This window comes from Ruegeria sp. ABV4_181, assembly GCF_056158465.1.
Genome location: NZ_JBSWTI010000002.1, coordinates 2,432,587 through 2,453,201 on the forward strand (window position 1 = coordinate 2,432,587; position 20,615 = coordinate 2,453,201).

23 protein-coding genes are annotated in these 20,615 nt (G+C 59.7%); 11 read left to right on the plus strand and 12 right to left on the minus strand.

Annotated features, from left to right (window positions below):
* Nucleotides 1-6: 6 nt before the first annotated feature.
* The 5 genes from ACXAC3_RS12010 to cobA form a co-directional block, all read right to left on the minus strand.
* Complete coding sequence (locus ACXAC3_RS12010; protein WP_475160357.1) at nucleotides 7-414, minus strand: DUF934 domain-containing protein; 408 nt, start codon at nucleotides 412-414, stop codon at nucleotides 7-9.
* Nucleotides 411-1,172, minus strand: a complete 762-nt coding sequence (locus ACXAC3_RS12015) for a phosphoadenylyl-sulfate reductase (RefSeq protein ID WP_475160359.1) — start codon at nucleotides 1,170-1,172, stop codon at nucleotides 411-413. Before ACXAC3_RS12015 ends, ACXAC3_RS12010 begins: the two co-directional genes overlap by 4 nt.
* The gene (locus ACXAC3_RS12020) at nucleotides 1,162-2,826 is read right to left on the minus strand and encodes a nitrite/sulfite reductase (RefSeq protein ID WP_475160362.1); all 1,665 of its coding nucleotides are present in this window, start codon (nucleotides 2,824-2,826) and stop codon (nucleotides 1,162-1,164) included. Before ACXAC3_RS12020 ends, ACXAC3_RS12015 begins: the two co-directional genes overlap by 11 nt.
* Nucleotides 2,827-2,891: 65 nt before the next feature.
* Entirely contained in the window at nucleotides 2,892-3,206 is a 315-nt protein-coding gene (locus ACXAC3_RS12025; RefSeq protein WP_475160365.1) for a DUF2849 domain-containing protein, read from the minus strand.
* Nucleotides 3,206-3,982, minus strand: a complete 777-nt coding sequence (gene cobA / locus ACXAC3_RS12030) for a uroporphyrinogen-III C-methyltransferase (RefSeq protein ID WP_475160367.1) — start codon at nucleotides 3,980-3,982, stop codon at nucleotides 3,206-3,208. Before cobA ends, ACXAC3_RS12025 begins: the two co-directional genes overlap by 1 nt.
* A 142-nt stretch (nucleotides 3,983-4,124) precedes the next feature.
* Here cobA and ACXAC3_RS12035 point away from each other — a divergent pair, with 142 nt between their 5' ends.
* Complete coding sequence (locus tag ACXAC3_RS12035; RefSeq protein ID WP_475160370.1) at nucleotides 4,125-4,604, plus strand: Lrp/AsnC family transcriptional regulator; 480 nt, start codon at nucleotides 4,125-4,127, stop codon at nucleotides 4,602-4,604.
* 6 nt (nucleotides 4,605-4,610) lie between these two features.
* Here the strand turns inward: ACXAC3_RS12035 and ACXAC3_RS12040 are convergent, their stop codons facing one another.
* Nucleotides 4,611-5,792 (minus strand): cytochrome P450, encoded by a 1,182-nt coding sequence (locus ACXAC3_RS12040; protein WP_475163420.1) that lies wholly within the window; start codon nucleotides 5,790-5,792, stop codon nucleotides 4,611-4,613.
* Nucleotides 5,793-5,839: 47 nt separating this feature from the next.
* Between ACXAC3_RS12040 and ACXAC3_RS12045 the strand changes: the two genes are divergently transcribed.
* The 5 genes from ACXAC3_RS12045 to ACXAC3_RS12065 all read left to right on the plus strand — a co-directional run bounded on the left by ACXAC3_RS12045 (nucleotide 5,840) and on the right by ACXAC3_RS12065 (nucleotide 12,340).
* Nucleotides 5,840-7,573 (plus strand): sensor histidine kinase, encoded by a 1,734-nt coding sequence (locus tag ACXAC3_RS12045; RefSeq protein WP_475160372.1) that lies wholly within the window; start codon nucleotides 5,840-5,842, stop codon nucleotides 7,571-7,573.
* Entirely contained in the window at nucleotides 7,570-8,799 is a 1,230-nt protein-coding gene (locus ACXAC3_RS12050) for a sigma-54-dependent transcriptional regulator (protein WP_475160374.1), read from the plus strand. The genes ACXAC3_RS12045 and ACXAC3_RS12050 overlap by 4 nt, the downstream gene beginning before the upstream one ends.
* A 374-nt stretch (nucleotides 8,800-9,173) precedes the next feature.
* Nucleotides 9,174-10,175: a DctP family TRAP transporter solute-binding subunit gene (locus tag ACXAC3_RS12055; protein WP_475160377.1), complete on the plus strand. Its 1,002-nt coding sequence runs from the start codon at nucleotides 9,174-9,176 to the stop codon at nucleotides 10,173-10,175.
* Nucleotides 10,176-10,286: 111 nt separating this feature from the next.
* Nucleotides 10,287-10,964, plus strand: a complete 678-nt coding sequence (locus ACXAC3_RS12060; protein ID WP_475160378.1) for a TRAP transporter small permease — start codon at nucleotides 10,287-10,289, stop codon at nucleotides 10,962-10,964.
* Complete coding sequence (locus tag ACXAC3_RS12065; protein ID WP_475160379.1) at nucleotides 10,964-12,340, plus strand: TRAP transporter large permease; 1,377 nt, start codon at nucleotides 10,964-10,966, stop codon at nucleotides 12,338-12,340. Before ACXAC3_RS12060 ends, ACXAC3_RS12065 begins: the two co-directional genes overlap by 1 nt.
* 179 nt (nucleotides 12,341-12,519) lie before the next feature.
* Here ACXAC3_RS12065 and ACXAC3_RS12070 read toward each other — a convergent pair whose 3' ends face one another.
* Nucleotides 12,520-13,215 (minus strand): hypothetical protein, encoded by a 696-nt coding sequence (locus ACXAC3_RS12070; RefSeq protein WP_475160380.1) that lies wholly within the window; start codon nucleotides 13,213-13,215, stop codon nucleotides 12,520-12,522.
* 203 nt (nucleotides 13,216-13,418) lie between these two features.
* Here ACXAC3_RS12070 and ACXAC3_RS12075 point away from each other — a divergent pair, with 203 nt between their 5' ends.
* The gene (locus ACXAC3_RS12075) at nucleotides 13,419-13,730 is read left to right on the plus strand and encodes a DMT family transporter (RefSeq protein ID WP_475160382.1); all 312 of its coding nucleotides are present in this window, start codon (nucleotides 13,419-13,421) and stop codon (nucleotides 13,728-13,730) included.
* Nucleotides 13,731-13,738: 8 nt separating this feature from the next.
* Here ACXAC3_RS12075 and tpiA read toward each other — a convergent pair whose 3' ends face one another.
* Nucleotides 13,739-14,488 carry a triose-phosphate isomerase gene (tpiA, locus tag ACXAC3_RS12080; RefSeq protein ID WP_475160384.1) on the minus strand — a complete coding sequence of 250 codons (750 nt, stop codon included), beginning with the start codon at nucleotides 14,486-14,488 and terminating at the stop codon, nucleotides 13,739-13,741.
* Between the two features lie 123 nt (nucleotides 14,489-14,611).
* Here tpiA and ACXAC3_RS12085 point away from each other — a divergent pair, with 123 nt between their 5' ends.
* Entirely contained in the window at nucleotides 14,612-15,526 is a 915-nt protein-coding gene (locus tag ACXAC3_RS12085; RefSeq protein ID WP_475160386.1) for an isopenicillin N synthase family dioxygenase, read from the plus strand.
* On the opposite strand, the gene ACXAC3_RS12090 is transcribed toward ACXAC3_RS12085, so the two are convergent.
* Nucleotides 15,523-15,888, minus strand: coding sequence for a HesB/IscA family protein (locus tag ACXAC3_RS12090; RefSeq protein WP_475160389.1), 366 nt, complete (start codon nucleotides 15,886-15,888; stop codon nucleotides 15,523-15,525). The two genes, ACXAC3_RS12085 and ACXAC3_RS12090, sit on opposite strands and share 4 nt — an antisense overlap.
* A gap of 293 nt (nucleotides 15,889-16,181) precedes the next feature.
* Between ACXAC3_RS12090 and ACXAC3_RS12095 the strand changes: the two genes are divergently transcribed.
* Nucleotides 16,182-16,436: a hypothetical protein gene (locus ACXAC3_RS12095; RefSeq protein WP_475160391.1), complete on the plus strand. Its 255-nt coding sequence runs from the start codon at nucleotides 16,182-16,184 to the stop codon at nucleotides 16,434-16,436.
* A 243-nt stretch (nucleotides 16,437-16,679) separates the two neighbouring features.
* On the opposite strand, the gene ACXAC3_RS12100 is transcribed toward ACXAC3_RS12095, so the two are convergent.
* The 3 genes from ACXAC3_RS12100 to ACXAC3_RS12110 form a co-directional block, all read right to left on the minus strand.
* Nucleotides 16,680-17,042, minus strand: a complete 363-nt coding sequence (locus ACXAC3_RS12100) for an SUF system Fe-S cluster assembly protein (protein WP_475160393.1) — start codon at nucleotides 17,040-17,042, stop codon at nucleotides 16,680-16,682.
* A gap of 95 nt (nucleotides 17,043-17,137) precedes the next feature.
* Nucleotides 17,138-17,416 (minus strand): NfeD family protein, encoded by a 279-nt coding sequence (locus ACXAC3_RS12105; RefSeq protein WP_475160394.1) that lies wholly within the window; start codon nucleotides 17,414-17,416, stop codon nucleotides 17,138-17,140.
* Nucleotides 17,416-18,306 carry an SPFH domain-containing protein gene (locus tag ACXAC3_RS12110; protein ID WP_475160397.1) on the minus strand — a complete coding sequence of 297 codons (891 nt, stop codon included), beginning with the start codon at nucleotides 18,304-18,306 and terminating at the stop codon, nucleotides 17,416-17,418. The genes ACXAC3_RS12105 and ACXAC3_RS12110 overlap by 1 nt, the downstream gene beginning before the upstream one ends.
* A gap of 175 nt (nucleotides 18,307-18,481) precedes the next feature.
* Between ACXAC3_RS12110 and ACXAC3_RS12115 the strand changes: the two genes are divergently transcribed.
* Nucleotides 18,482-19,393 carry a nucleoside hydrolase gene (locus ACXAC3_RS12115; RefSeq protein ID WP_475160399.1) on the plus strand — a complete coding sequence of 304 codons (912 nt, stop codon included), beginning with the start codon at nucleotides 18,482-18,484 and terminating at the stop codon, nucleotides 19,391-19,393.
* Nucleotides 19,394-19,457: 64 nt separating this feature from the next.
* Nucleotides 19,458-20,588 carry a tRNA guanosine(34) transglycosylase Tgt gene (gene tgt, locus ACXAC3_RS12120; protein WP_475160401.1) on the plus strand — a complete coding sequence of 377 codons (1,131 nt, stop codon included), beginning with the start codon at nucleotides 19,458-19,460 and terminating at the stop codon, nucleotides 20,586-20,588.
* Nucleotides 20,589-20,615 lie beyond the last annotated feature (27 nt).

A 20,615-nucleotide genomic window follows, 5' to 3' on the forward strand; every position in this document is an offset into this window, starting at 1 on the left:
CGGGGATTACCCGCGCAGACGGGCCTGATAATTGTTGTCCTGCCAGTTTGAACGGGCCAGCCACTGGTCCTCTGGCTGACGCGCCGCAAGATTGTGGTCGATCTCGACCTCATCAAATCCGCTTCGGCGCGCCATGGCGTATTGATCGGCCAGCACGTGCCCCTTGGCGCGCAGACGGCCGGTATAGCCCTTCAGACGCAGCGTGCGCGCGATGGTAAAGCCGCGGCCATCCGCGAAAGACGGAAAGTCGACGCGCACCATTTGCGCGCCGCCCAGCCGTTCAAACAACTCGTCCGGGTCGGTGTCCGACCCCACGTCCAGCGATACGACATCGTTTGCCGCGTCTTCCAGTGTGACATAGCCGTCGGTCCAGTCGTCGGGGGCAAAGCCCTCATCAGTCACGATTACATTCATGTTTTCTCTCCGGCGCGCACCATCCTGCCATCGACAAAATGGATGCCGCATTCTTCCTTGTTCTGATCGCGCCAGCGCCCGGCGCGGGGGTCTTCGCCCTCTTGGACCGGCGAGGTGCAGGGCGCACAGCCGATCGAAGGGTATCCATTGGCCACCAGCGGATGCCGTGGCAGGTTGTTTTCGTCCATATAGGTGCGCACGTCCTCTGGCGCCCAATGGGCCAGCGGGTTGACCTTGATCCGGCCGGTGCCATCCTCGACCTCGAAGAATTCAAGCGCGGCCCGCGTCCCGGACTGAAACCGCTTGCGCCCGGTAATCCAGCCGTCATAGCCCGCCAATGCGCGCTGCAACGGAAAGGTCTTGCGCAGGTTACAGCACGCATCCACATCGCGCAGGCGCAGCGCGCCATAGGGGTCTTCGCGCTGCAATTCTTCTTCCTCGGCCCGGATGATATGCACGTTTCTCAGCCCCAGCCGTTCGCTGACCTCCTGCTGATATTCCAGCGTTTCCGTAAACAGCATCTGGGTGTCCACGAACAGCACAGGCGTCGCTTTATCTACCACCGCAGCCATATGCAGCAACACCACCAATTCCGCCCCGAAACTTGAGACCAGGGCAAGCTCTTCGATCTCATCCAGTGCGCCGTGCATGACGTCGTGGGCGCTATGGTGGCGGAACCGGTCGTTGAGTGCATTGACCCGCTCGGTCAACTCCTGACGATCACGACCCAGTTCCGTCTGGATCAGGTCAAGCGGCATTGGCCTGCGCCTCGGGGTAGAGGGCCGCTTTGAACGGCGCCATACCAACCCGACGGTAGGTCTGCAGGAAAGTCTCCTCTTTGTCCTCGCGGAGTTCCAGATAAGCCTCGACGATACGTTCGACGGCCGGCACGATCTCGTCATAGGCAAAGCCCGGACCGGTACGGTCGCCGATGGCTGCGGTCTCGGTGCCGTCGCCGCCCAGCGTGATCTGGTAGTTCTCGACGCCTGCACGATCCAGACCCAGGATGCCGATATGGCCCACATGGTGGTGCCCGCAGGCGTTGATGCAGCCCGAGATCTTGATCTTCAGGTGACCGATGTCATGCTCCAGTTTCAGGTCTTCGAACCGGGTCGCGATTTCCTGCGCGACGGGAATTGAACGAGCCGTCGCCAGCGCGCAGTAATCCATGCCGGGGCAGGCGATGATGTCGCTGATCAGGCCGATATTGGCGGTTGCCAGTTCGTGTTCCTTCAGCCTCGCGTGAATCCCGGGCAGGTCCGATTTGTGGACATGCGGCAGGATCACATTCTGCTCATGGCTGATGCGCAGCTCGTCATAGGCGAACTCCTCGGCCAGATCGGCCATCACGCGCATCTGCTCAGCGGTCGCATCACCCGGCGTCTGGCCATGCTTCTTGATCGAGATCGTCACGATCGCGTGGTCCGCGTTCTTGTGCGGCGCGATATTGGTGTCGACCCACGACCGGAAAACCGGATCGTTGGTGTAGGCGCTCTCGAACGAGGCAACCGATCCTTCACGGAAGGCCGGCGGGGCAAAGTGGCCCTTGATCTCTTCCAGCAGGTTCATGTCCGCGCCCTTGAACTGCGGACGGACCTTCAGGAAGCGTTCATTGACCTTGGCGCGGATGGCGTCGATGCCATGCTCGTGCACGGTGATCTTGATACGCGCCTTGTACTTGTTGTCGCGGCGGCCGATCTGGTTCCACACGGAAACCGTGGCTTCGAGGTAAGCCAGCAGGTCGTCGAAGGCCACGAATTCGGACAGTTCCTTGCCGATCATCGGGGTACGGCCCAGTCCGCCACCAACGATCACGCGGGCACCCAGAACGCCGTCCCGTTCGACCAGTTGCAGGCCGATGTCATGCGCCTTGATCACGGCGCGGTCGTTTTCCGAGCCGGTGATGGCGATCTTGAACTTGCGCGGCATGAACTGGAATTCCGGGTGGTCGGTGGACCACTGGCGCAGCAGTTCGGCATAGGGGCGCGGGTCGGCCACCTCATCCGCGGCTGCACCGGCGAAGTGATCAGCAGTCACGTTGCGGATCGTATTACCTGAGGTCTGAATGGCGTGCATGCCAACCTCGGCCAGCGCGTCCAGCATGTCCGGCACGTCTTTCAGCTTTGGCCAGTTGTACTGGATGTTCTGACGGGTGGTGAAATGGCCATAGCCTTTGTCCCACTTCTCGGCCAGCAGAGCCAGTTGGCGCATCTGCGCGCTGGACAGCGTGCCATAGGGGATGGCAACCCGCAGCATATAGGCGTGCAGTTGCAGGTACAGGCCGTTCATCAGGCGCAGGGGTTTGAATTCATCCTCGGTCAGCGAGCCGTCGATACGGCGCTCGACCTGAGCGCGGAACTGCGCGTTGCGTTCTGCCAAAAATGCTGTGTCGAACTCGGAGTAGCGATACATGTTTAGCTGTCCTTAGTTGCAGCCCCGAACCTTGGGGCCTTGAAGGGGAGAGAGAGGGCCGGAAGTCAGGCCCGGGGCTGCGGGGAAGTTTCCTGTTTGCCGTGGGCATAGTTGGACGGACCAGTGCGGCGGAAATCTTCCCGGAAATGGGTGGGTTCAGGGCCGTTTTCGCCGGCCACTGCGTCGGCCAGGTAGGCCCCCACGATCTTGTTCGCCTGACGCGCGGCATCCAGCAGGCGGACCTGCGCATGGGCTTCGTCGGTGATCAGCTCGGCGTCGGACAGGTCACGCGACCAGCGGTCATCCTCGGTCAGATAGATCACGTCGCCTTCCAACAGGTCATTGGCGGTTACAACTTTGGGGCTAAAAGCGCGGGCCATCAGGCGTGCTCCTTTTTGAATTCGGTCAGGGCCTGTGCCGCGTCGCGCGGGGCGAGGCCGTAAAAAGTCAGGGCCGGGCCGTCCAATTCGGCGGCGGCCAGATCGGCGGGCAACTGATCCAGCGACGTGGCCAGAATGCGCTGATCCGGGCGCGAGGCGTTCTCGACCAGCGTGACCGGGGTCGCGCGATCGGCACCGTGCATGATCAGACGGCCCTGAATGAAACGGGCGGATTTCTTGCCCATATAGATCGCCGCTACAGAGCCTGGACGCGCCAACGCGTTCCAGTCGTGATCGGCAAAGCCTTTCATGTCATGTCCGGTCAGAAAGCGAACCGACGAATTGCGCCCGCGCCGGGTCAGGCTTTGACCAATGCCTGCGACAGCTGCCGAAGCTGCGGTGATACCGGGCACGATCTGCCACGGGATGCCTGCGGCCTCGACCGCTTCGATTTCTTCGTCCAGACGGCCAAAGATCGTCGGATCGCCGGATTTCAAGCGTACCACCCGCTGACCCGCCCGGGCGTATTTGACCAGCAGGGCGTCGATATCTTCCTGCTTCCACGACGGGCCGAAACCGGCCTTGCCGACATCAACCAGAACGGCGGACTTGCCGGCCAGCGCCAGAACTTCGGCACTGATCAGGCGATCATGCAGTATGACATCCGCGCGCTCGAAGGCTTTCAGCGCCTTGAGCGTCAGCAACTCCGGATCGCCGGGGCCTGCGCCGACAAAATCGACGTGTCCTGTGCCATCATATGAATGCGTAAGCTGCATGTGCCGTCTCGGGTTGGTTTGACTTGACTTGCAATATAGGAAATATTCCCGGATATGCGCCATATGGGTGCGCAAATAAGGACGCCTGTTCTGCGAAAGCTGCCGAACGGGACGAAAGTTTCAAAACGAAGGAATAATTGGAATGTCGGTGCGGATTGATGACACGGATCGGAAAATTCTGGTCGAGCTACAGCGCGATGCCAGCCAATCTTTGGATGAAATCGCGGCGCATGTCGGCAGTTCCAAGACGCCGGTCTGGAATCGAATCCGCAAGTTGAAAGGCGCCGGGGTGATTGGTCAGCAAACCGTGTTGCTGGATGCCGAGGCGCTGGGGTTCGAAGCGACGTTTTTCGTTCTGATCCGCACATCCGAGCATGAGGCGGAATGGCAGCGTAAGTTTCTGAAAGCATTGCGCGACCGGCCCGAAGTGCAGGAAGCGCACCGGCTGGCCGGGGACATCGATTACATCCTGAAGGTTCGCGTCAAGAATGCGCGGGCATATGACGAGTTTTATCAGCGCCTGATCTCTGAAGTTCGCGTCCACAACGTCACGGCCTTGCTGTCGATGGAGGAAATCAAATCCACAACCATGTTGCCATTGAACGCACTGATCGAAAGCTGAGCCGGATCAGACCTGAACCATCAACCGGGTCAATCCATGAAAATGGTAGGTATTCGAGAACTCAGGCGCCGAGCTTAGGCGCAGGTCGGGGCATCGTTGGAACAATGCGATCAGAGCAACCTGCATTTCAAGACGCGCCAGCGGAGCCCCGACACAGAAATGCAATCCGCCACCGAAGGCGGAATTGGTTGCGACCGGGCGCTTGGGATCGAACATGTCCGGATTCGACCAGACCGCGGGATCGCGGTTTGCCGCACCCAGCAACAGAGCCACCTCATCCCCGCGCTTGAATTGATGCCCGAACAGGTCGACGTCCTGATAGGCAAAGCGGGTGAACATGTGCAGCGGCGGGTCATAGCGCAGAATTTCCTCGACCATTCCGTCAATGGTTTCCGGCGCAAAGCTCATCGGGTCCACACCCAGTTGCAGAACCGTTTTAATCCCGTTGCCCAGCGAATGAACCGTGGCCTCGTGACCTGCGTTCAGCAGCAGAATGCAGGTGGCAATCAGTTCATCCCGGGATAGCTTTTCGCCGTCTTCCTCGGCAACGATCAGGCGGGTGATCAGGTCGTCCTGCGGGTCGCTGCGGCGCTGCTCGATATAGTCCCCAAGAAATACGGCAAATTCCTGTGAGGCGGCTGCCGCCGCGTCCTCGGTCTGGCGGGTTCTGCTTGCCTGATACATTGCCACCATTGCATGCGACCAGCGCAGAAGGCTTGGCGACATCTCTTCTGGCACGCCCAGAAGGCGGCAGATGGTGATCACCGGAACCTGCGTGCAATAGGCATCCAGCAGGTCAAACGGTTCGCTTCCGAACCCGTTGATCAGATTGTGGCAAAGATCCCGGATCGACGGCTCCAGCGCGGCAATCGCGCGCGAAGTAAAGGCCCGCATGACAAGGGCGCGCAGCCGCGTGTGGCGAGGCGGTTCCGCCTCCAGCAGCGAATGGGCCTCGACATTCAGCCAGGGCGCAAGGTGGGCCGGTCCGGGGCGCTGCATTTCCGCGGGGACTTCGCGACCAAAGCGGCGATCCTTCAGCAATGCCTGAGCGGCCCGGTGCGAAACCGCCGCGGGCATCTCATAATCGCTCCAGTAGACAAGATCGCCCATCGTCCGGGCCTTGTCGTAAAACGGGTATGGGTTCTGAACGAAACCCGGCTGGATCGGGGATTGCGACACCGTCTTCATGCGGCGCAGACTTGCCATGCGGCGCGCTGAATGCAAGACCCTATGTCATGCAACGGGTCTGGGTCATCCTGGGTTTTCTGTTTGCCGTCGGGCTGTTGTCCGCCGGCGTCTGGTCCTATGGTTATCGGCAAGCGCTGTCGCAGTTGAGCGAAAAGGCCGAGGCCGACCTTGAACTGGCCGCCGACCGGCTGAGCACGCAGATGCAGGTGTATCAGGAACTGGCGGTGCTGATGGCGGACCACCCAATTCTGCGCGCGCCGGAAACTGTCGTTCAGCAAAACGCGGCGCGGGCGATGCTGTTGGACGTCGCGGATAAGACGGCGGCGGTCAACATGATGTATGTGGATCGCACGGGCCGCGTGTTGTCGGCCGCTCAACCCGTTACGCGGAACAGCATGGCCGGGCATCCCGCGTTCGAGCGCGCCATGCAGGGCGCCTTGGGCAGTGCCCACGGCGTTCAGCCTGTCAGCGGCGAGCGTTTCTATTCCTACGCCGCCCCGGCCTTTGGTCCCACCGGGCAGGTTGAAGGCGCATTAATGGTTGTCGCCGATGTTCAGGATGTGGAACAGACTTGGCGCGGCAGTACAGAAGCGGTTTTCTTCGTCGACGCGGATGGGATCGTCTTTATCTCGAACCGGTCCGACCTGCTATTCTGGCAACGTGCCGAAGGGCAGCGCGGGTTGAACCCGCCGGGGAATGGCGCGGCCGGGTTCAGTTCAACCCATGTCGGCGGGCATGAGTTGTGGAGGCTGAACTGGGGCCGTTACTTGCCTCAGCGGGCCCTGCATCTGACATTGGACCTGCCTGTAATCGACATGACCGCCGAGGTGCTGGTCGATGTCGCCCCGGCACGACGTTTGGCGGGTTTGCAGGCGGCAGCGGTCGCGGCGATCTGCTTTGCTTTCGGGGCCCTCCTGTTTCTGGCGACCGAACGACGCCGAACGCTGGCGCAGGCCAACGCCGTTCTGGAAAGCCGCGTCGCGCAACGAACGCGCGCGCTGACGGCTGCGAACACAGCCCTGCGGCGTGAAGTACACGAACGTCAGGAGGCAGAGACGGCCCTAAAACACGCGCAGGAAGAGTTGATTCAGGCCGGCAAGCTGAGTGCCCTTGGGCAGATGTCGGCAGGTATCAGCCATGAGCTCAATCAGCCGCTAATGGCGATCCAGCAATTTGCGGATAACGGGGCCGCGTTTCTGACGCGCGGTCGCGAAGGAAAAGCGGCGGAAAACCTGACCCGGATTTCCGATATGGCCGCCCGGATGGCGCGGATTATCAAGAACTTGCGCGCGTTCGCCCGCAACGAAAACGAACCCATGGGCAAGGTTGATCTGGTGCAGGTGATCGACACAGCGGTGGAACTGACCGAGGCGCGGATGCGGGCCGACGGCGTTACGTTGGAGTGGAATGCACCGGACAGCCCGGTTTTCGCTTGGGGCGGTGAAGTGCGCCTTGTGCAGGTTTTTGTAAATCTGATCAACAACGCGGCCGACGCGATGAGCCAACAGGACGAAAGGCTTATTCGTATTGAAATCAACACCGGACAGAAACTGGCCGTTACTGTGCGGGATATCGGTCCGGGTATTGAGAATACGGAAAAACTCTTTGAGCCATTCTATACGACCAAGGCGGTTGGGTCCTCGGAAGGGATGGGATTGGGTCTGTCCATATCTTATGGTCTGGTGCAAAGCTTTGGCGGAAATATTCGCGGTACCAACGCGCAAACCGGCGCAATTTTCACGGTTGAGCTGGAGTATTTCCGGGAAGACGAGGTGACATGAGCCGCAAAGTTCTTTTGGTCGATGACGACGCGGCGGTGCGCGAGGCGCTGGCGCAGACCCTGGAACTGGCCGAGTATGACCCGGTTACGGCAGGATCATTCGTGGCGGCCAAGGATCAAATCCGGGCCGATTTTCCCGGCGTGATCGTCTCGGACATTCGCATGCCCGGCCGGGACGGGTTTCACCTTTTGAACTATGCGCACGACATCGACCCCGACCTGCCTGTCATCCTGCTGACCGGTGAAGGTGACATTCCCATGGCGGTGCAGGCCATGGGGCAGGGTGCTTTTGACTTTCTTGAAAAACCCTGCGCCGCAGCCGATCTGCTTGAGGTTCTGGGCAAAGCCTTTGCCCGCCGGATACAGGTTCTTGAGCAGCGCGCTCTGAAACACGAACTGGAACGCGGCGACCCCGCCGCGCGGTTGCTGTTTGGCCTGTCCCCGCAGGCCGAAGCCCTGCGCGAGCGTGTCCGGTCCGTCGCGCCAACAGGGGCCGAGGTTCTGGTCACCGGGCCCGCCGGCAGCGGCATCTCAAAAGTGGCCGAGGTTGTTCACCTGATGTCGCCTCAGGGGCAGGGTCCGTTTGTCAAAAGGCCGTCTTCGGGCCTGACGGCGGGTGAATTGGTCCGGATGTGCGAGGATGCTGCCGGGGGCTCCCTGTTTCTTGACGAGATTTCGGCGATGCCCGAGGCAACTCAATACGCGGCGCTTGAGCTTGTCGAACAGGGCGTGGGCGCGCGCATTCTGGCAGGCACAACGGCTGATCTGGCGCATTTGTCCTCTGGGGGGCGGTTTCACGCGGATCTGTTCTATCGACTGGATGTCATGCGGGTGCGCATTCCCTCGCTGGCCGAACGGCCCGAGGACATTCCGGTGATCTTTCGCCACTACGTTGCGCAGGCGGCCGAGCAGGCCGGAATTGCCGAACCGGACATCTCGTCGGAACATATGGCAGCGTTGATGGCGAGCGACTGGCCGGGCAATGCCCGATCGCTGATGTCGGCGGCAATGCGGTTTGTTCTGGGCATGCCGGAAGAGGTGTCGCAGGCCACCGATCTGGGGCTGAGCGAACAGATGGCGCGGGTTGAACGTTCCTTGCTGATTGCGGCGCTGGGGCGGCACAACGGCAAAGCGGCCGACGCGGCAAAGGCGCTGAAGCTGCCGCGCAAGACGTTTTACGACAAACTGGCCCGCTACGGAATTCGCCCCGAGGATTACCGCAGGTAGCGGCGGAATACTCCCGCCTCCTTTCAGCGCATTTTCATGCGCTGAAAGGCGTTGGGCCGGGCAGCCCGCTGACGCGGGCTGCGGTTCCACCAAGGTTGAAGTTGAACCGATTCGTTATAGACGATTCGGGATGTGTGCGGAAATCCGCACAGGGCGCCACACGCGTGTGCGAAAATCCGCACGCGGAGTGTCGGTGTGCAATACCCGATTCTGAAGTGCATCTTTTAAGGTATTGTAAATGAATGACGAAACCGGATCACGCGGCAGGTGAAACAAAACGTTGAGCCGGACCCAGCGATTCGGTTCACTTCCCGACATGCGGTGCCAACTCGGCGCCCAGTGGAAATTTGAAGAAGTCTGGGAGGAAAAGACTTATGAAATTCCTGACAACGGCTGCAACGGCAGTTGCACTGACTGTAACCGCAACCGCCGGGATGGCGGCCTGCGAAGACGGCGAAATCGTCGTCAAATTCGCGCATGTTACAAACACCGACAAACACCCCAAGGGCATCGCGGCCTCGCTGCTGGAACAGCGTGTGAATGACGAGATGAACGGCGTGATGTGCATGGAGGTCTATCCGAACTCGACCCTCTATAACGACGACAAAGTGCTGGAGGCGATGCTGCAGGGCGACGTTCAGCTGGCCGCACCGTCGCTGTCCAAGTTCGAGAAGTTCACCAAACAGTTCCGCCTGTTCGATCTGCCGTTCATGTTCAAGAACATCGAAGCTGTGGATGCATTCCAGGCCTCGGCGGATGGTCAGGCGATGAAAGACAGCATGCAGCGCCGCGGCCTGCAGGGGCTCGCCTTCTGGCACAATGGCATGAAGCAGATGTCGGCCAACAAGCCATTGGTAGACCCCGCGGATGCGGATGGCCTGAAATTCCGGGTACAGTCCTCGGACGTGCTGGTTGCGCAGATGGAAGCCATTGGTGGCAGCCCGCAGAAGATGGCGTTCTCCGAGGTTTACGGCGCGCTGCAACAGGGCGTTGTGGACGGGCAGGAGAACACCTGGTCGAACATCTACGGCAAAAAGTTCTTTGAGGTTCAGGATGGCATCACCGAGACCAACCACGGCATCATCGACTATCTGGTCGTGACCTCGGTGGATTGGCTGGACAGCCTGGATCCGGAAGTCCGTGACCAGTTCCTGACCATTCTGGGCGAAGTGACCGAGCAGCGGAACAAGGAAGCTTTCGCAGTGAACGAAGCGGCCAAAGCCTCGATCACCGATGCCGGTGGTATCATTCGGGAACTGAACCCCGAACAGCGTCAGGCCTGGGTTGACGCGATGAAGCCGGTCTGGGACCAGTTCGCCGGTGACGTCGGTCAGGACAAGATCGACGCCGCGCAGGCCATCAACGCCGGGTTCTGATCCCGGAACAGGCCGCGCGTCCGAAGACTGGGGAGTTATCGACGCGCCGGCCGGGCGGGCTGACACAGGCCCGCCCCTGAACTCCAATCACGAAAATGCGGGGACAGAAAGATGTCTGGTGCGAAATCCGGCCAGGGCGGGCTGGTCGACCATATCGAAGAAACCCTGATCGCGTTGCTGCTGGGCCTGATGACGGCCGTGACATTCGCCAATGTGATCGCGCGGTACTTCTTCAACTCGAACATATTATGGGCGCTTGAACTGACGGTTTTCATGTTCGGCTGGCTGGTCTTGTTGGGCGCGTCATACGCAGTAAAGAAACACGCGCATCTTGGCGTGGACGCCATCCTGAACATGCTGAACCCCGCACCGCGCCGGATACTGGCGCTGATCGCGGTGGCGTGCTGCCTGGTGTTTTCGTTGCTGCTCTTGAAGGGGTCGTATGACTATTGGGCGGTGTTTGCAGACCTGCCGCCGACCTCGGGCCGCTGGTTCCCCACCGGGTTTGATACCGGTGCGCGCAGTCAGAGCTTTTATGAGGTGGACGACATCCCAATGGTCGCGCCGCTGCGCTTTCTGGAGGGGCTGATCAACTACGGCGAGGGGTATGAAAAACTGCCCAAGGTCGTGCCTTATCTGGTGCTGCCGGTTTCGATGTTGCTGCTGGTGATCCGTTTCTCGCAGGTCGCTGTGCAGATCTGGCGCGGCGAGACCGATCGCCTTGTCGCCAGCCACGAAGTCGAGGACGAGATCGAAGAGGTCCGGGCTCAGCAGGGAGAGCATGACTGATGGACGTAATTCTTCTTTTCTCGATGGTCATCGGCCTGCTGTTGATCGGTGTTCCGATTGCGGTGGCACTGGGCCTCAGTTCGACCCTGTTCCTGCTGATCTATTCCGACAGTTCGCTGGCCTCGGTTGCGGGCACGCTGTTCGAGGCGTTCGAGGGGCACTTTACCCTGTTGGCGATCCCGTTCTTCATTCTGGCGTCGTCTTTCATGACAACGGGCGGCGTGGCACGGCGGATCATCCGATTCTCGATTGCCTGTGTGGGGCATCTGCCGGGCGGTCTGGCGATTGCGGGTGTTTTCGCCTGTATGTTGTTTGCGGCACTGTCGGGCTCCAGCCCTGCCACCGTGGTCGCTATCGGCTCCATCGTCATCGCGGGGATGCGTCAGGTCGGCTATTCCAAGGAATTCGCCGCCGGTGTGATCTGTAACGCGGGTACGCTGGGCATTCTTATCCCGCCCTCTATCGTGATGGTGGTCTATGCCGCCGCGGTCGAGGTTTCGGTGGGCCGGATGTTCCTGGCCGGGGTCATTCCGGGCCTGATGGCCGGTTTGATGCTGATGATCACGATCTATGTCATGGCCAAGGTCAAGAACCTGCCCAAAGGTGACTGGAAGGGTTGGGGCGAAATCTTTGCGTCGGCACGCGAGGCCGGTTGGGGCCTGTTCCTGATCGTGATCATTCTGGGCGGCATCTACGGCGGTATCTTCACCCCGACCGAGGCCGCTGCGGTGGCCGCTGTCTATGCGTTCTTCATTGCAAGCTTTGTCTATAAGGACATGGGGCCGTTGAGCACCGAAGGGGATGCCAAGAACATCTCACTGCTGAGAAAACCCTATGCGCTGATCACGGCGTTCTTCCACCCCGACACCAAGCACACGCTGTTCGAGGCTGGCAAACTGACTGTAACGCTGCTGTTTGTCATCGCTAACGCGCTGATCCTCAAGCATGTGCTGACCGACGAACAGGTGCCGCAGCACATCGCCAGCGCCATGCTGTCAGCGGGTCTTGGGCCGGTCACCTTCCTGATCGTGGTGAACGTGATCCTGCTGATCGGCGGTCAGTTTATGGAGCCTTCGGGACTTCTGGTGATTGTTGCGCCGCTGGTGTTCCCGATTGCGATTGAATTGGGCATCGACCCGATCCATCTGGGCATCATCATGGTGGTGAACATGGAGATCGGGATGATCACACCTCCGGTCGGGTTGAACCTGTTCGTAACCTCGGGCGTCGCGGGGATGCCGATGATGGGTGTTGTGCGGGCCGCGTTGCCGTTCCTGGCGGTTCTGTTCGTCTTCCTGATCATGGTGACGTACATTCCGTGGATATCGACCTTCCTGCCCAACACGTTCATGGGACCCGAGATCGTCACAAACTAGGTCAGATCACAAGCAAACTGAGCCGGCCAAAATTAGGCCGGCTCAGTTCTTTCAGGTGCTGTATTTCTGCAGATATTGCTGAACCCAACCGACAGCGCCAAAGGCACGTCTGCGGCCATATCCCCAATACCCCACATCGTTGCCAATCAGTTCGAACGGTTTTGGGTGGCCGTTGAAAATCACGATTTTCGAGCGTTTTGGAATTTCTTGTATTGTTTGAAGATCAACCCAAAAGGCCAATAAGGCACCAGATGATGAAGGCCGATGCACCAGCCCTTGGGATAACATTTCCGATCATGCGCCAGTGCCGAGATGTAATTCTGGTCGTTCCCGAACTTGGCGACATGTGTGGCGGCGTCGAACCGGTCGAACAGGTGCCGTTGTTCGGACGGGACAAAGCCGACGATCGACGAGTTGCCGCGCGTCACCCTGTTCATAAAGGCGGGTGTATGATCCCAAAACACCGCCGGGATAGAGCGCCACACAAAGCCGCGAAACTTGGGCATCAGAAACAGCCCACGGCGCTTTCTGACCGTGTCGATCAGTGGTTCGATGTCTGCGGTGACAAGCACGTCCAGATCCAGAAACAGCGTGACCTCATAGTGGCCGACAATCTTTTCGTCAAACATCAGCAGTTTAGGCCAGCGACCGTTTTGCCAGTCAGGCCGCGCCATCTGAGGAAAGTTGAGCGGATGGCATAGGATTCCGGGATCCAGCCCGCGGGGATCGTCCGTGATACAGACAAAATCATGATCCACGCTCAACTGGTCGCGAACCGCACGGTAGAGAGTGTTGACGTCGTCCGCCCCAAAGACCTCGCCCCATTTCATGCACAAGATACAGGTTTTGTGTTCGGCTTGGGCGTTTTTGGACATTCTGGCTCCGGATTCCGCGGTCGCGCTTTCCGGGGGTCGGATATCGGCCCAACGTAAACTTCGGATGACAGATTTCTTAATTTGACCCGACCGCGCCAGCGAGCCTTGATTCACGGCCCGCGTTGCTTATGTGAAGGGCAGAGGACGACCTCCCCAAAACGGGCGGAAAACCGGGACGACCCGGTTTCACATGAGGGGTCCTTATGTCCTGGATATATCTTTTACTTGCCGGTCTTCTTGAAGTTGTCTGGGCCGTTGCAATGAAGCAATCGGCCGGTTTCACGCGCATCTGGCCAACGGCCATCATGGGGGTGACCATGATCGGATCGTTCGGCCTGTTGGCCATGGCGATGCGCACGCTTCCCCTGGGTACAGCCTATGTCATCTGGACCGGCATCGGTGCGGTCGGCGCGTTCTTGGTCGGCGTGATGCTTCTGGGCGAGACGCTGAATGCGGCCCGGGTCATCGCGGCTGTACTGATCGTGTCTGGGCTGGTGACGATGAAGCTGGCCTAAGCGCGCGCTCAGGCCCTTTGCAGGGCTTCGATGATGCCCGAGAAATCCTGCGCTTTCAGGCTGGCGCCACCGACAAGGGCGCCATCCACATTCGAAACGCCAAAGATATCTGCGGCGTTCGAGGGTTTGACCGATCCGCCATACAGCAGCCGGACCGAGCGCCCAACGCCTTCGCCAAAGCGACGTTCCAGCCGGGCCCGCATGAAATCATGAACATCACCAATTTCGTTCAGCGTCGGAACCTTGCCGGTGCCGATGGCCCAGATCGGTTCATAGGCGACTACAAGGTTTTCGCCTGTCGACTGATCGGGAATCGACCCCGACATCTGACCGCCGATGATATCCAGCGTATTGGCCGCCTCGCGCTGTTCCAGGCTTTCGCCTACGCAAATGATGGTCATCAGCCCGGCATCCATCGCCGTGCGCGCCTTGGTGCGGACATCCTCGTTTTGCTCTCCGTGATCCTCGCGGCGCTCGGAATGGCCCAGGATCACAGATCCGGCACCAGCATCCGCAAGCATCTCGGCGCTGACGTCGCCCGTATGGGCACCTGAGGTCGCCGCATGGCAGTCCTGACCACCGACGGCGATTCCAGTGCCCTTCACGGTCTCGGCAGCGCGGTGCAACAGCGTTACCGGAGGGCAAATCAGCACATCAACAGAGGGTGCCGGAAAAGAGCGCGCCAGATCCTCCAACTCGCTCAGCGCCGCAGCGGTTCCGTTCATTTTCCAATTGCCAGCCGCCAGCTTGCGCCGCATCGCACAGTCCCCCTGAAAATCCTGCTTTCAGAAACCGGATAGCACTGACAGTCCGGTCTGACAATTCCGGTTGCGGAGCAGGAAACAAAACGGCAGGTTCCGCCGCAAAGAGGTAGAGGCAGAATGATCGAAAATCTTGATCTGGAAAAACTGGATCGTCGTGATCCGTCCGAGCTGACCAAACTGATGCGCGCGGTTGGGAATGTGGGTTTTTTGACCGTGTCCAATACTGGGCTGGATGGCGACCGGGTGCGCCGTGTCCTCGATGCGTACCGCACGTTCTTTCACCTTCCCGAATCCCAGAAAAGGCTGGTTGATATGGCCGCGACCGGCTCCAACCGCGGTTGGGGCGCGTCACAGTCCGAACAGGTCGACCCGGCGGCGAACCCGGATTTCAAAGAGGTCTTCGATTGCGGCTACGAAGTGCCCGAGGCCAGCCCTTATTCGGGCGCGGGACTGAGTGTCTATGCCCCAAACCTGTGGCCGCAGGACCTGCCGGGTTTCAGAGAGACGATACAGGGCTACTATATGGATGCCTGCGCCGTTGCGATGCGCGTTTTGCGTGCAATTGAGGTGGCGCTGGGTCGTGATGAGAACAGTTTCGATACCGCCTTCGACACACCCATGGCGTTGCTGCGCGGCAATTTCTATCCGCAGCGCCCGGACTGGGCCGGCGAAAAGGACTTTGGGATCGGGGCCCACACGGATTACGGATGCCTGACCCTGCTGGCAACGGACGGGACTTCGGGCCTTGAGGTCTGCATGCCGGACCAGAGCTGGGAGAGGGTCGAGGCCGCGCCCGGTACCTTCGTGATCAATTTCGGAGAGATGCTGGAGTTCTGGACAGCGGGTCAGGTCAAGGCAACGCTTCACCGGGTTGTCGGCGGCACCCAGGAACGCCTGTCGGTCCCGCTGTTCTTTAACCCGTCCTACGACACCAACGTCGCACCGCCGGCTTCAGGCAACGTCATCCGGGCAGGGGATCACCTGACACAGCGCTTTAACGAGACCTACGTCCACCTGCAGGCGACAGCCTAGCCCTGAGACGAAATTCCTTCGTCGAATTTGATCAATTCACCGCACCCGCAGGCATCGACAACATTCGGGTTGCGGAACTTAAAGCCGGATTCCAGCAAGGACACCTCATAGTCGATTTCCGTGCCGAACAGGAACATCTGCGCCATCGGAGCGATCATGACCCGCGCGCCGTCCTGTTCGACGACTTCATCATTCGCATCCGGCTGATCGACATAGTCCATGGTATATTCCATACCAGCGCAACCACCTTTCTTGACACCGATACGCAGGCCGGCATGGCCGCCTGATGCCATCAGGCGCGCAATCTGCTCAGCAGCTTTAGGTGTCATGGTCACGGCTTGCTTGCCGGGAATGCCGAACATGGTGGTCTCCGTTGTCGCGCGTCGATACCAATCTAGTGCCGCGGGGCGGTGGCCTCAAGACACAGCAGCCCTGCTTACCTAACTTTTTCGCTCGGAAAGGCAGTGATTGTATTGCTCCCGATCCAATGACGCTTGCTTTTTGAAACAAGGTCCTCGTAGCCTGAGCGCACGGAGTTGAAGTTGAATTGAGGCAGTTCCATGAAGGGTGAGATTTGATGGGGAACATTCATATATTGAGGAAAAACAAAGCTTTACCGGCAATTCTTTGTGCGGTTTTGGTGGGTGGTCCCGCCTTGGCCGAGGCGACTGACAAGCGGCATCCGGTGAATTGCGCAACGGCCGAGGGCGACTTGCGGGCAATCGCCGCGGAAAAGAAACACGCTCAGGACCAGCAAGTGGAAAGCGTAGTTTCGATTTTACCAGCCGGCGCGCTTTTGGGGCTGATCACCGGGACCGAGAACAAGAGGCTGTCCATGCTGTCGGGCGACTACGTAAAGGCCCTGGATGAACGCGCGGCCGAAATCAAATCCAAGTGCGGTGTGGAATAGCCAAATGTAACGACGGTATCGGCCGAAAAGAAAAGACCGCTCTCGGGCAAGAGCGGTCTCTCATTCAGGCCGGAGCTCTGGGGGGACGGAATATGTACTGTCGGCCCGCGCAGCGAATTGCCTGAAGCCAGACGCTAGCACGCGCGAACTATTCACAATGCTTGTGACGGTAATCTTTCAGATATGTGACAGGCACATAAAGCTTTTAAGACAGGGGATTATGTGCGGGACCTGATGTAGGGTTTACATAAAGCCCAGCTCAAGCCGGGCTTCGTCCGACATCATCTCCATGCCCCAGGGCGGCTCCCACGTCAGTTCGACGTCGACTTCCTTGACGCCCGCAACCGGTTCGATGGCTTCGACGATCCAGCCCGGCATGTCGCCGGCGACCGGGCATCCGGGGGCCGTCAGGGTCATGATGACCTTCACAGCGTTATCCTGCGCGATGTCGATCGTGTAGATCAGGCCCAGATCGTAGATATTTACCGGGATTTCAGGGTCGTAGACCGTCCGGCAGGCTTCTACCACCGGCTCGTACAGGGGATGCTCAATGGTCGAAGGCGCGATCAGGGGGGTGCCTTCAAACTGTTCACTCGGATGAGTCATTCGTGCCTCGGGTCTGTTTCCTGAGAGATTATATAGGGAATACCAGAGCCATCGTCCAGAGGTGCGATGGCGCCCAATACGGGCGCCAGTCAGGTTTAATCGTTGATGTCGTGATTGAAGGTTTTGACCTGACCGTGGGGCAGGGCAAACATACGCCGCAGGACCAGCCAGGCAATCAGCGACAAGGCTGCAAAGACCAGCAGCAGGATAGGCAGCGACGGGGCTAAGCCGGGTATGGCCAGAAGAAGCCCGGTTGCCGCGGCACCTATCGCGAAGCCCAGAAAGATGAACCCCGGCAGGAAGATCTCAAGAATGCCCAGAGCAAGCGCTGCCGCAAGCCACAGCCACCAGGTCAACCAGAAGGGATCGGCCATTACTTTCCTCCTCGCAGCATCTTAAAGGCGTCGCCAAAGGCTTCAAGGGCGTTGGCAGGCACCACGATGGTCTGCGATCCGGTCCCGTTACCCAGCGCGTTGAGCGCCTCGACCTGTTTCAGTGCAACCTGATACTGTGCAGCCTCAATACCGTTGTCCTGAATGGCCTTGGCAACGACACCCGTGGCGTAAGCCTCGGCCTCGGCCTGAATGCGGCGCGCTTTCGCGGTTTGCTCGGCCGCGTACAGCTCGGCATCCGCATGCAGTTCGACAGCGCGTTTCTGACCTTCGGCTTCGGTCACCTGCGCCCGGCGGGCACGTTCGGCGTTCAGCTGCTGCAACATCGCGTCGCGGGTAGCCTGATCCAGGTTAACGTCCAGAATCTCGGCCCGGGTCACTTCGATGCCCCAGTCGTCCACGGCGGTTTCCACGCTTTCCTGAATCCGTTCGATCAGCTGCGCCCGGTTGGACTGAACCTCATCCAGGTCCATTTTACCAATCTCGGCCCGCACGATCCCGGCCACCGTCGTCGCAATCGCGCCATCCACGTCGCGGATTCGGTAAACCGTCTTTTCCGGTTCCAGAATGCGGTAAAAGACCGAGGTGTCGATTTGCACAAGAACGTTGTCCTTGGTGATCGCGTCCTGCGTCGCGTTAGGAAGCTGACGTTCCAGAATGGATATCTTGTGACGCGCAACATCCAGAAAAGGAACGATAAAGTTGATACCGGGCCCAAGCACCGAATGCAGGCGTCCGAACCGTTCGACCACGTATTTTTCGGATTGAGGGACGATTTTTACGCCCTTGAAGATAACGGCGATGATCAGAACGGCGGCAAGCACGTAAATGATGTTCGACGTTATCAATCCTATAATCTGGTCTTCGGTCATATCTGTCCTCGTTTATTGTGTACTACAGTATACATTTGGGGGTTGAGTCGCCCAATTTCAACTCTGGTATGGAGAGATTGCGCGTGGATGCAAATCTCTGAAGTTGTGGATGCGACGTGGTATTTTGCGAATGTGGCCGCTTTGCATCCCGCGCCGTTTGCGGTATCGGGCAGGTATGAAACTGATCATCGATACTGACCCCGGCATAGACGACGCAATGGCGATTGCCTATGCCGCCGCCGCCCCGGAAATTGACCTGATTGGGCTGACAACTGTCTTCGGCAACACGCATGTGCACCAATCCAGCCGCAATGCCCGGTTCTTGTTGGATAAACTGGGTTTGAATGCCCCGGTGGCCGAAGGCGCGCCTTTTGCCATGGGCGCCAAGGGTCACGATCCTTCCGAACATGTCCATGGCCCCGAGGGGTTTGGCGACATTACGGACATTCCCGAGATCGGCTCGAACCACCCGCTGCCTGCGGCCGAGTTTCTGGTCGAGATGGCACGCCAGCACAAAGGCGAACTGGTTGTTTGTGCCGTCGGTCCCCTGACCAATATCGCCGACGCGATGCGGCTGGATCCGGATTTCGCGCGCAACATCAGACGTCTGGTGATTATGGGCGGGGCGGTCTATTGCCCGGGCAACATTACCGCGCATGCCGAGGCCAATATCTATCACGATGCCCGCGCCGCGGACGAAGTGTTTGCCGCACCCCCCGACACCGTTGTTGTTGGTCTGGATGTCACGCTGAAGACGCTTTACGAGACCGCCGATTTCGAGGCACTGGCCGCCCGTTCGCCGGACATGGGCGCGTTCCTGCGCGACATCTCGCGGTTCTACCTGAAGTTCTACAAAGAGGTCGGCGGGCTGGAAGGCTGCGGGTTGCACGATTCGACCGCTGTGATCGCATGCACGCATGCACCGATGTTTGACATGGTTGAAACCGGTTTGCAGGTCGTTCTGGAAGGTCCTGAGATCGGCGCGACGCGCCCGGTTACGACGCGCCCGTCCGTTCGCGTGTGCCGGGACGTTGACGGGGCAGGGGTAGTTCATCTGTTTACCGAACGCGTTGCGTCGCTGCCCTGACGGGTTGCAATGACGGCACAGATCGGGCAAACGCTGCCCGGTTCAGCGACCCTAAGGCGAGCCCATGACCGAACGTTTCTCATTTGACCTGAAGGCCACGGATGGCAAGGCCCGAACCGGTGTGATTCACACGCCGCGGGGCGAGGTGCGTACACCGGCCTTCATGCCTGTGGGTACGGCGGCTACGGTCAAGGCGATGATGCCGGAAAGCGTTCGTGCGACCGGGGCGGACATTCTGCTCGGCAACACCTATCACCTGATGCTGCGCCCAACGGCGGAACGGATCGACCGTTTGGGCGGTCTGCACAAGTTCATGAATTGGGAACGGCCCATCCTGACGGACTCGGGCGGGTTTCAGGTCATGTCGCTGGCCGGGTTGCGCAAGCTGACCGAAAAGGGCGTGACCTTCAAATCTCATATCGACGGGTCCAAGCACGAGCTGACACCCGAGCGGTCGATGGAGATCCAACGCCTGCTGGGGTCCGATATCGTCATGTGTTTCGACGAGTGTCCCGCCTTGCCGGCTGATCGCGACCGCATCGCCGAGTCGATGCGCCTGTCGATGCGGTGGGCTGACCGATCGCGCGAGGCGTTTGGGGACCGTCCGGGGCACGCTCTGTTCGGGATCATGCAGGGTGGTCTGGAAAAGGACCTGCGGGAAGAAAGCGCCGAGGCGCTGAAACAGATCGGGTTCGAGGGATATGCGGTCGGTGGTCTGGCCGTTGGCGAGGGGCAGGAAGCCATGTTCGACTGTCTCGACTATGCGCCCGACTTCCTGCCAGAGGACAAGCCACGTTATCTGATGGGGGTCGGCAAGCCCGACGACATTGTCGGCGCCGTCGCGCGTGGCATCGACATGATGGATTGCGTTCTGCCGTCGCGGTCAGGGCGCACCGGGCAGGTTTTCACCCGGTTTGGTGTGGTAAACATCAAGAACGCCCGACACGCCGATGATCCGCGACCGCTGGATGAGGCGTGTTCCTGCCCCGCCTGTTCAAACTATTCGCGGGCCTATCTGCACCATGTCTTCCGGGCCAACGAGATGATTTCGGGGATGCTGCTGACTTGGCACAACCTGCATTATTTTCAAGAGATCATGCAGGGCATGCGGGATGCAATCGCTGCCGGGACGTTCGACACCTGGCAGGCTGAGTTCCACGCACAACGAGCGCAGGGAGATATTGAGCCCCTCTGACGGGCCGGGCCTTTGGTGACAAAGCGC

Coding starts and splice junctions, on each gene's coding strand:
- ACXAC3_RS12010 (WP_475160357.1), bottom strand. CDS start 414: ATGAATGTAATCGTGACTGATGAGGGCTTTGCCCCCGACGACTGGACC.
- ACXAC3_RS12015 (WP_475160359.1), bottom strand. CDS start 1,172: ATGCCGCTTGACCTGATCCAGACGGAACTGGGTCGTGATCGTCAGGAG.
- ACXAC3_RS12020 (WP_475160362.1), bottom strand. CDS start 2,826: ATGTATCGCTACTCCGAGTTCGACACAGCATTTTTGGCAGAACGCAAC.
- ACXAC3_RS12025 (WP_475160365.1), bottom strand. CDS start 3,206: ATGGCCCGCGCTTTTAGCCCCAAAGTTGTAACCGCCAATGACCTGTTG.
- cobA (WP_475160367.1), bottom strand. CDS start 3,982: ATGCAGCTTACGCATTCATATGATGGCACAGGACACGTCGATTTTGTC.
- ACXAC3_RS12035 (WP_475160370.1), top strand. CDS start 4,125: ATGTCGGTGCGGATTGATGACACGGATCGGAAAATTCTGGTCGAGCTA.
- ACXAC3_RS12040 (WP_475163420.1), bottom strand. CDS start 5,792: ATGAAGACGGTGTCGCAATCCCCGATCCAGCCGGGTTTCGTTCAGAAC.
- ACXAC3_RS12045 (WP_475160372.1), top strand. CDS start 5,840: ATGCAACGGGTCTGGGTCATCCTGGGTTTTCTGTTTGCCGTCGGGCTG.
- ACXAC3_RS12050 (WP_475160374.1), top strand. CDS start 7,570: ATGAGCCGCAAAGTTCTTTTGGTCGATGACGACGCGGCGGTGCGCGAG.
- ACXAC3_RS12055 (WP_475160377.1), top strand. CDS start 9,174: ATGAAATTCCTGACAACGGCTGCAACGGCAGTTGCACTGACTGTAACC.
- ACXAC3_RS12060 (WP_475160378.1), top strand. CDS start 10,287: ATGTCTGGTGCGAAATCCGGCCAGGGCGGGCTGGTCGACCATATCGAA.
- ACXAC3_RS12065 (WP_475160379.1), top strand. CDS start 10,964: ATGGACGTAATTCTTCTTTTCTCGATGGTCATCGGCCTGCTGTTGATC.
- ACXAC3_RS12070 (WP_475160380.1), bottom strand. CDS start 13,215: ATGTCCAAAAACGCCCAAGCCGAACACAAAACCTGTATCTTGTGCATG.
- ACXAC3_RS12075 (WP_475160382.1), top strand. CDS start 13,419: ATGTCCTGGATATATCTTTTACTTGCCGGTCTTCTTGAAGTTGTCTGG.
- tpiA (WP_475160384.1), bottom strand. CDS start 14,488: ATGCGGCGCAAGCTGGCGGCTGGCAATTGGAAAATGAACGGAACCGCT.
- ACXAC3_RS12085 (WP_475160386.1), top strand. CDS start 14,612: ATGATCGAAAATCTTGATCTGGAAAAACTGGATCGTCGTGATCCGTCC.
- ACXAC3_RS12090 (WP_475160389.1), bottom strand. CDS start 15,888: ATGTTCGGCATTCCCGGCAAGCAAGCCGTGACCATGACACCTAAAGCT.
- ACXAC3_RS12100 (WP_475160393.1), bottom strand. CDS start 17,042: ATGACTCATCCGAGTGAACAGTTTGAAGGCACCCCCCTGATCGCGCCT.
- ACXAC3_RS12105 (WP_475160394.1), bottom strand. CDS start 17,416: ATGGCCGATCCCTTCTGGTTGACCTGGTGGCTGTGGCTTGCGGCAGCG.
- ACXAC3_RS12110 (WP_475160397.1), bottom strand. CDS start 18,306: ATGACCGAAGACCAGATTATAGGATTGATAACGTCGAACATCATTTAC.
- ACXAC3_RS12115 (WP_475160399.1), top strand. CDS start 18,482: ATGAAACTGATCATCGATACTGACCCCGGCATAGACGACGCAATGGCG.
- tgt (WP_475160401.1), top strand. CDS start 19,458: ATGACCGAACGTTTCTCATTTGACCTGAAGGCCACGGATGGCAAGGCC.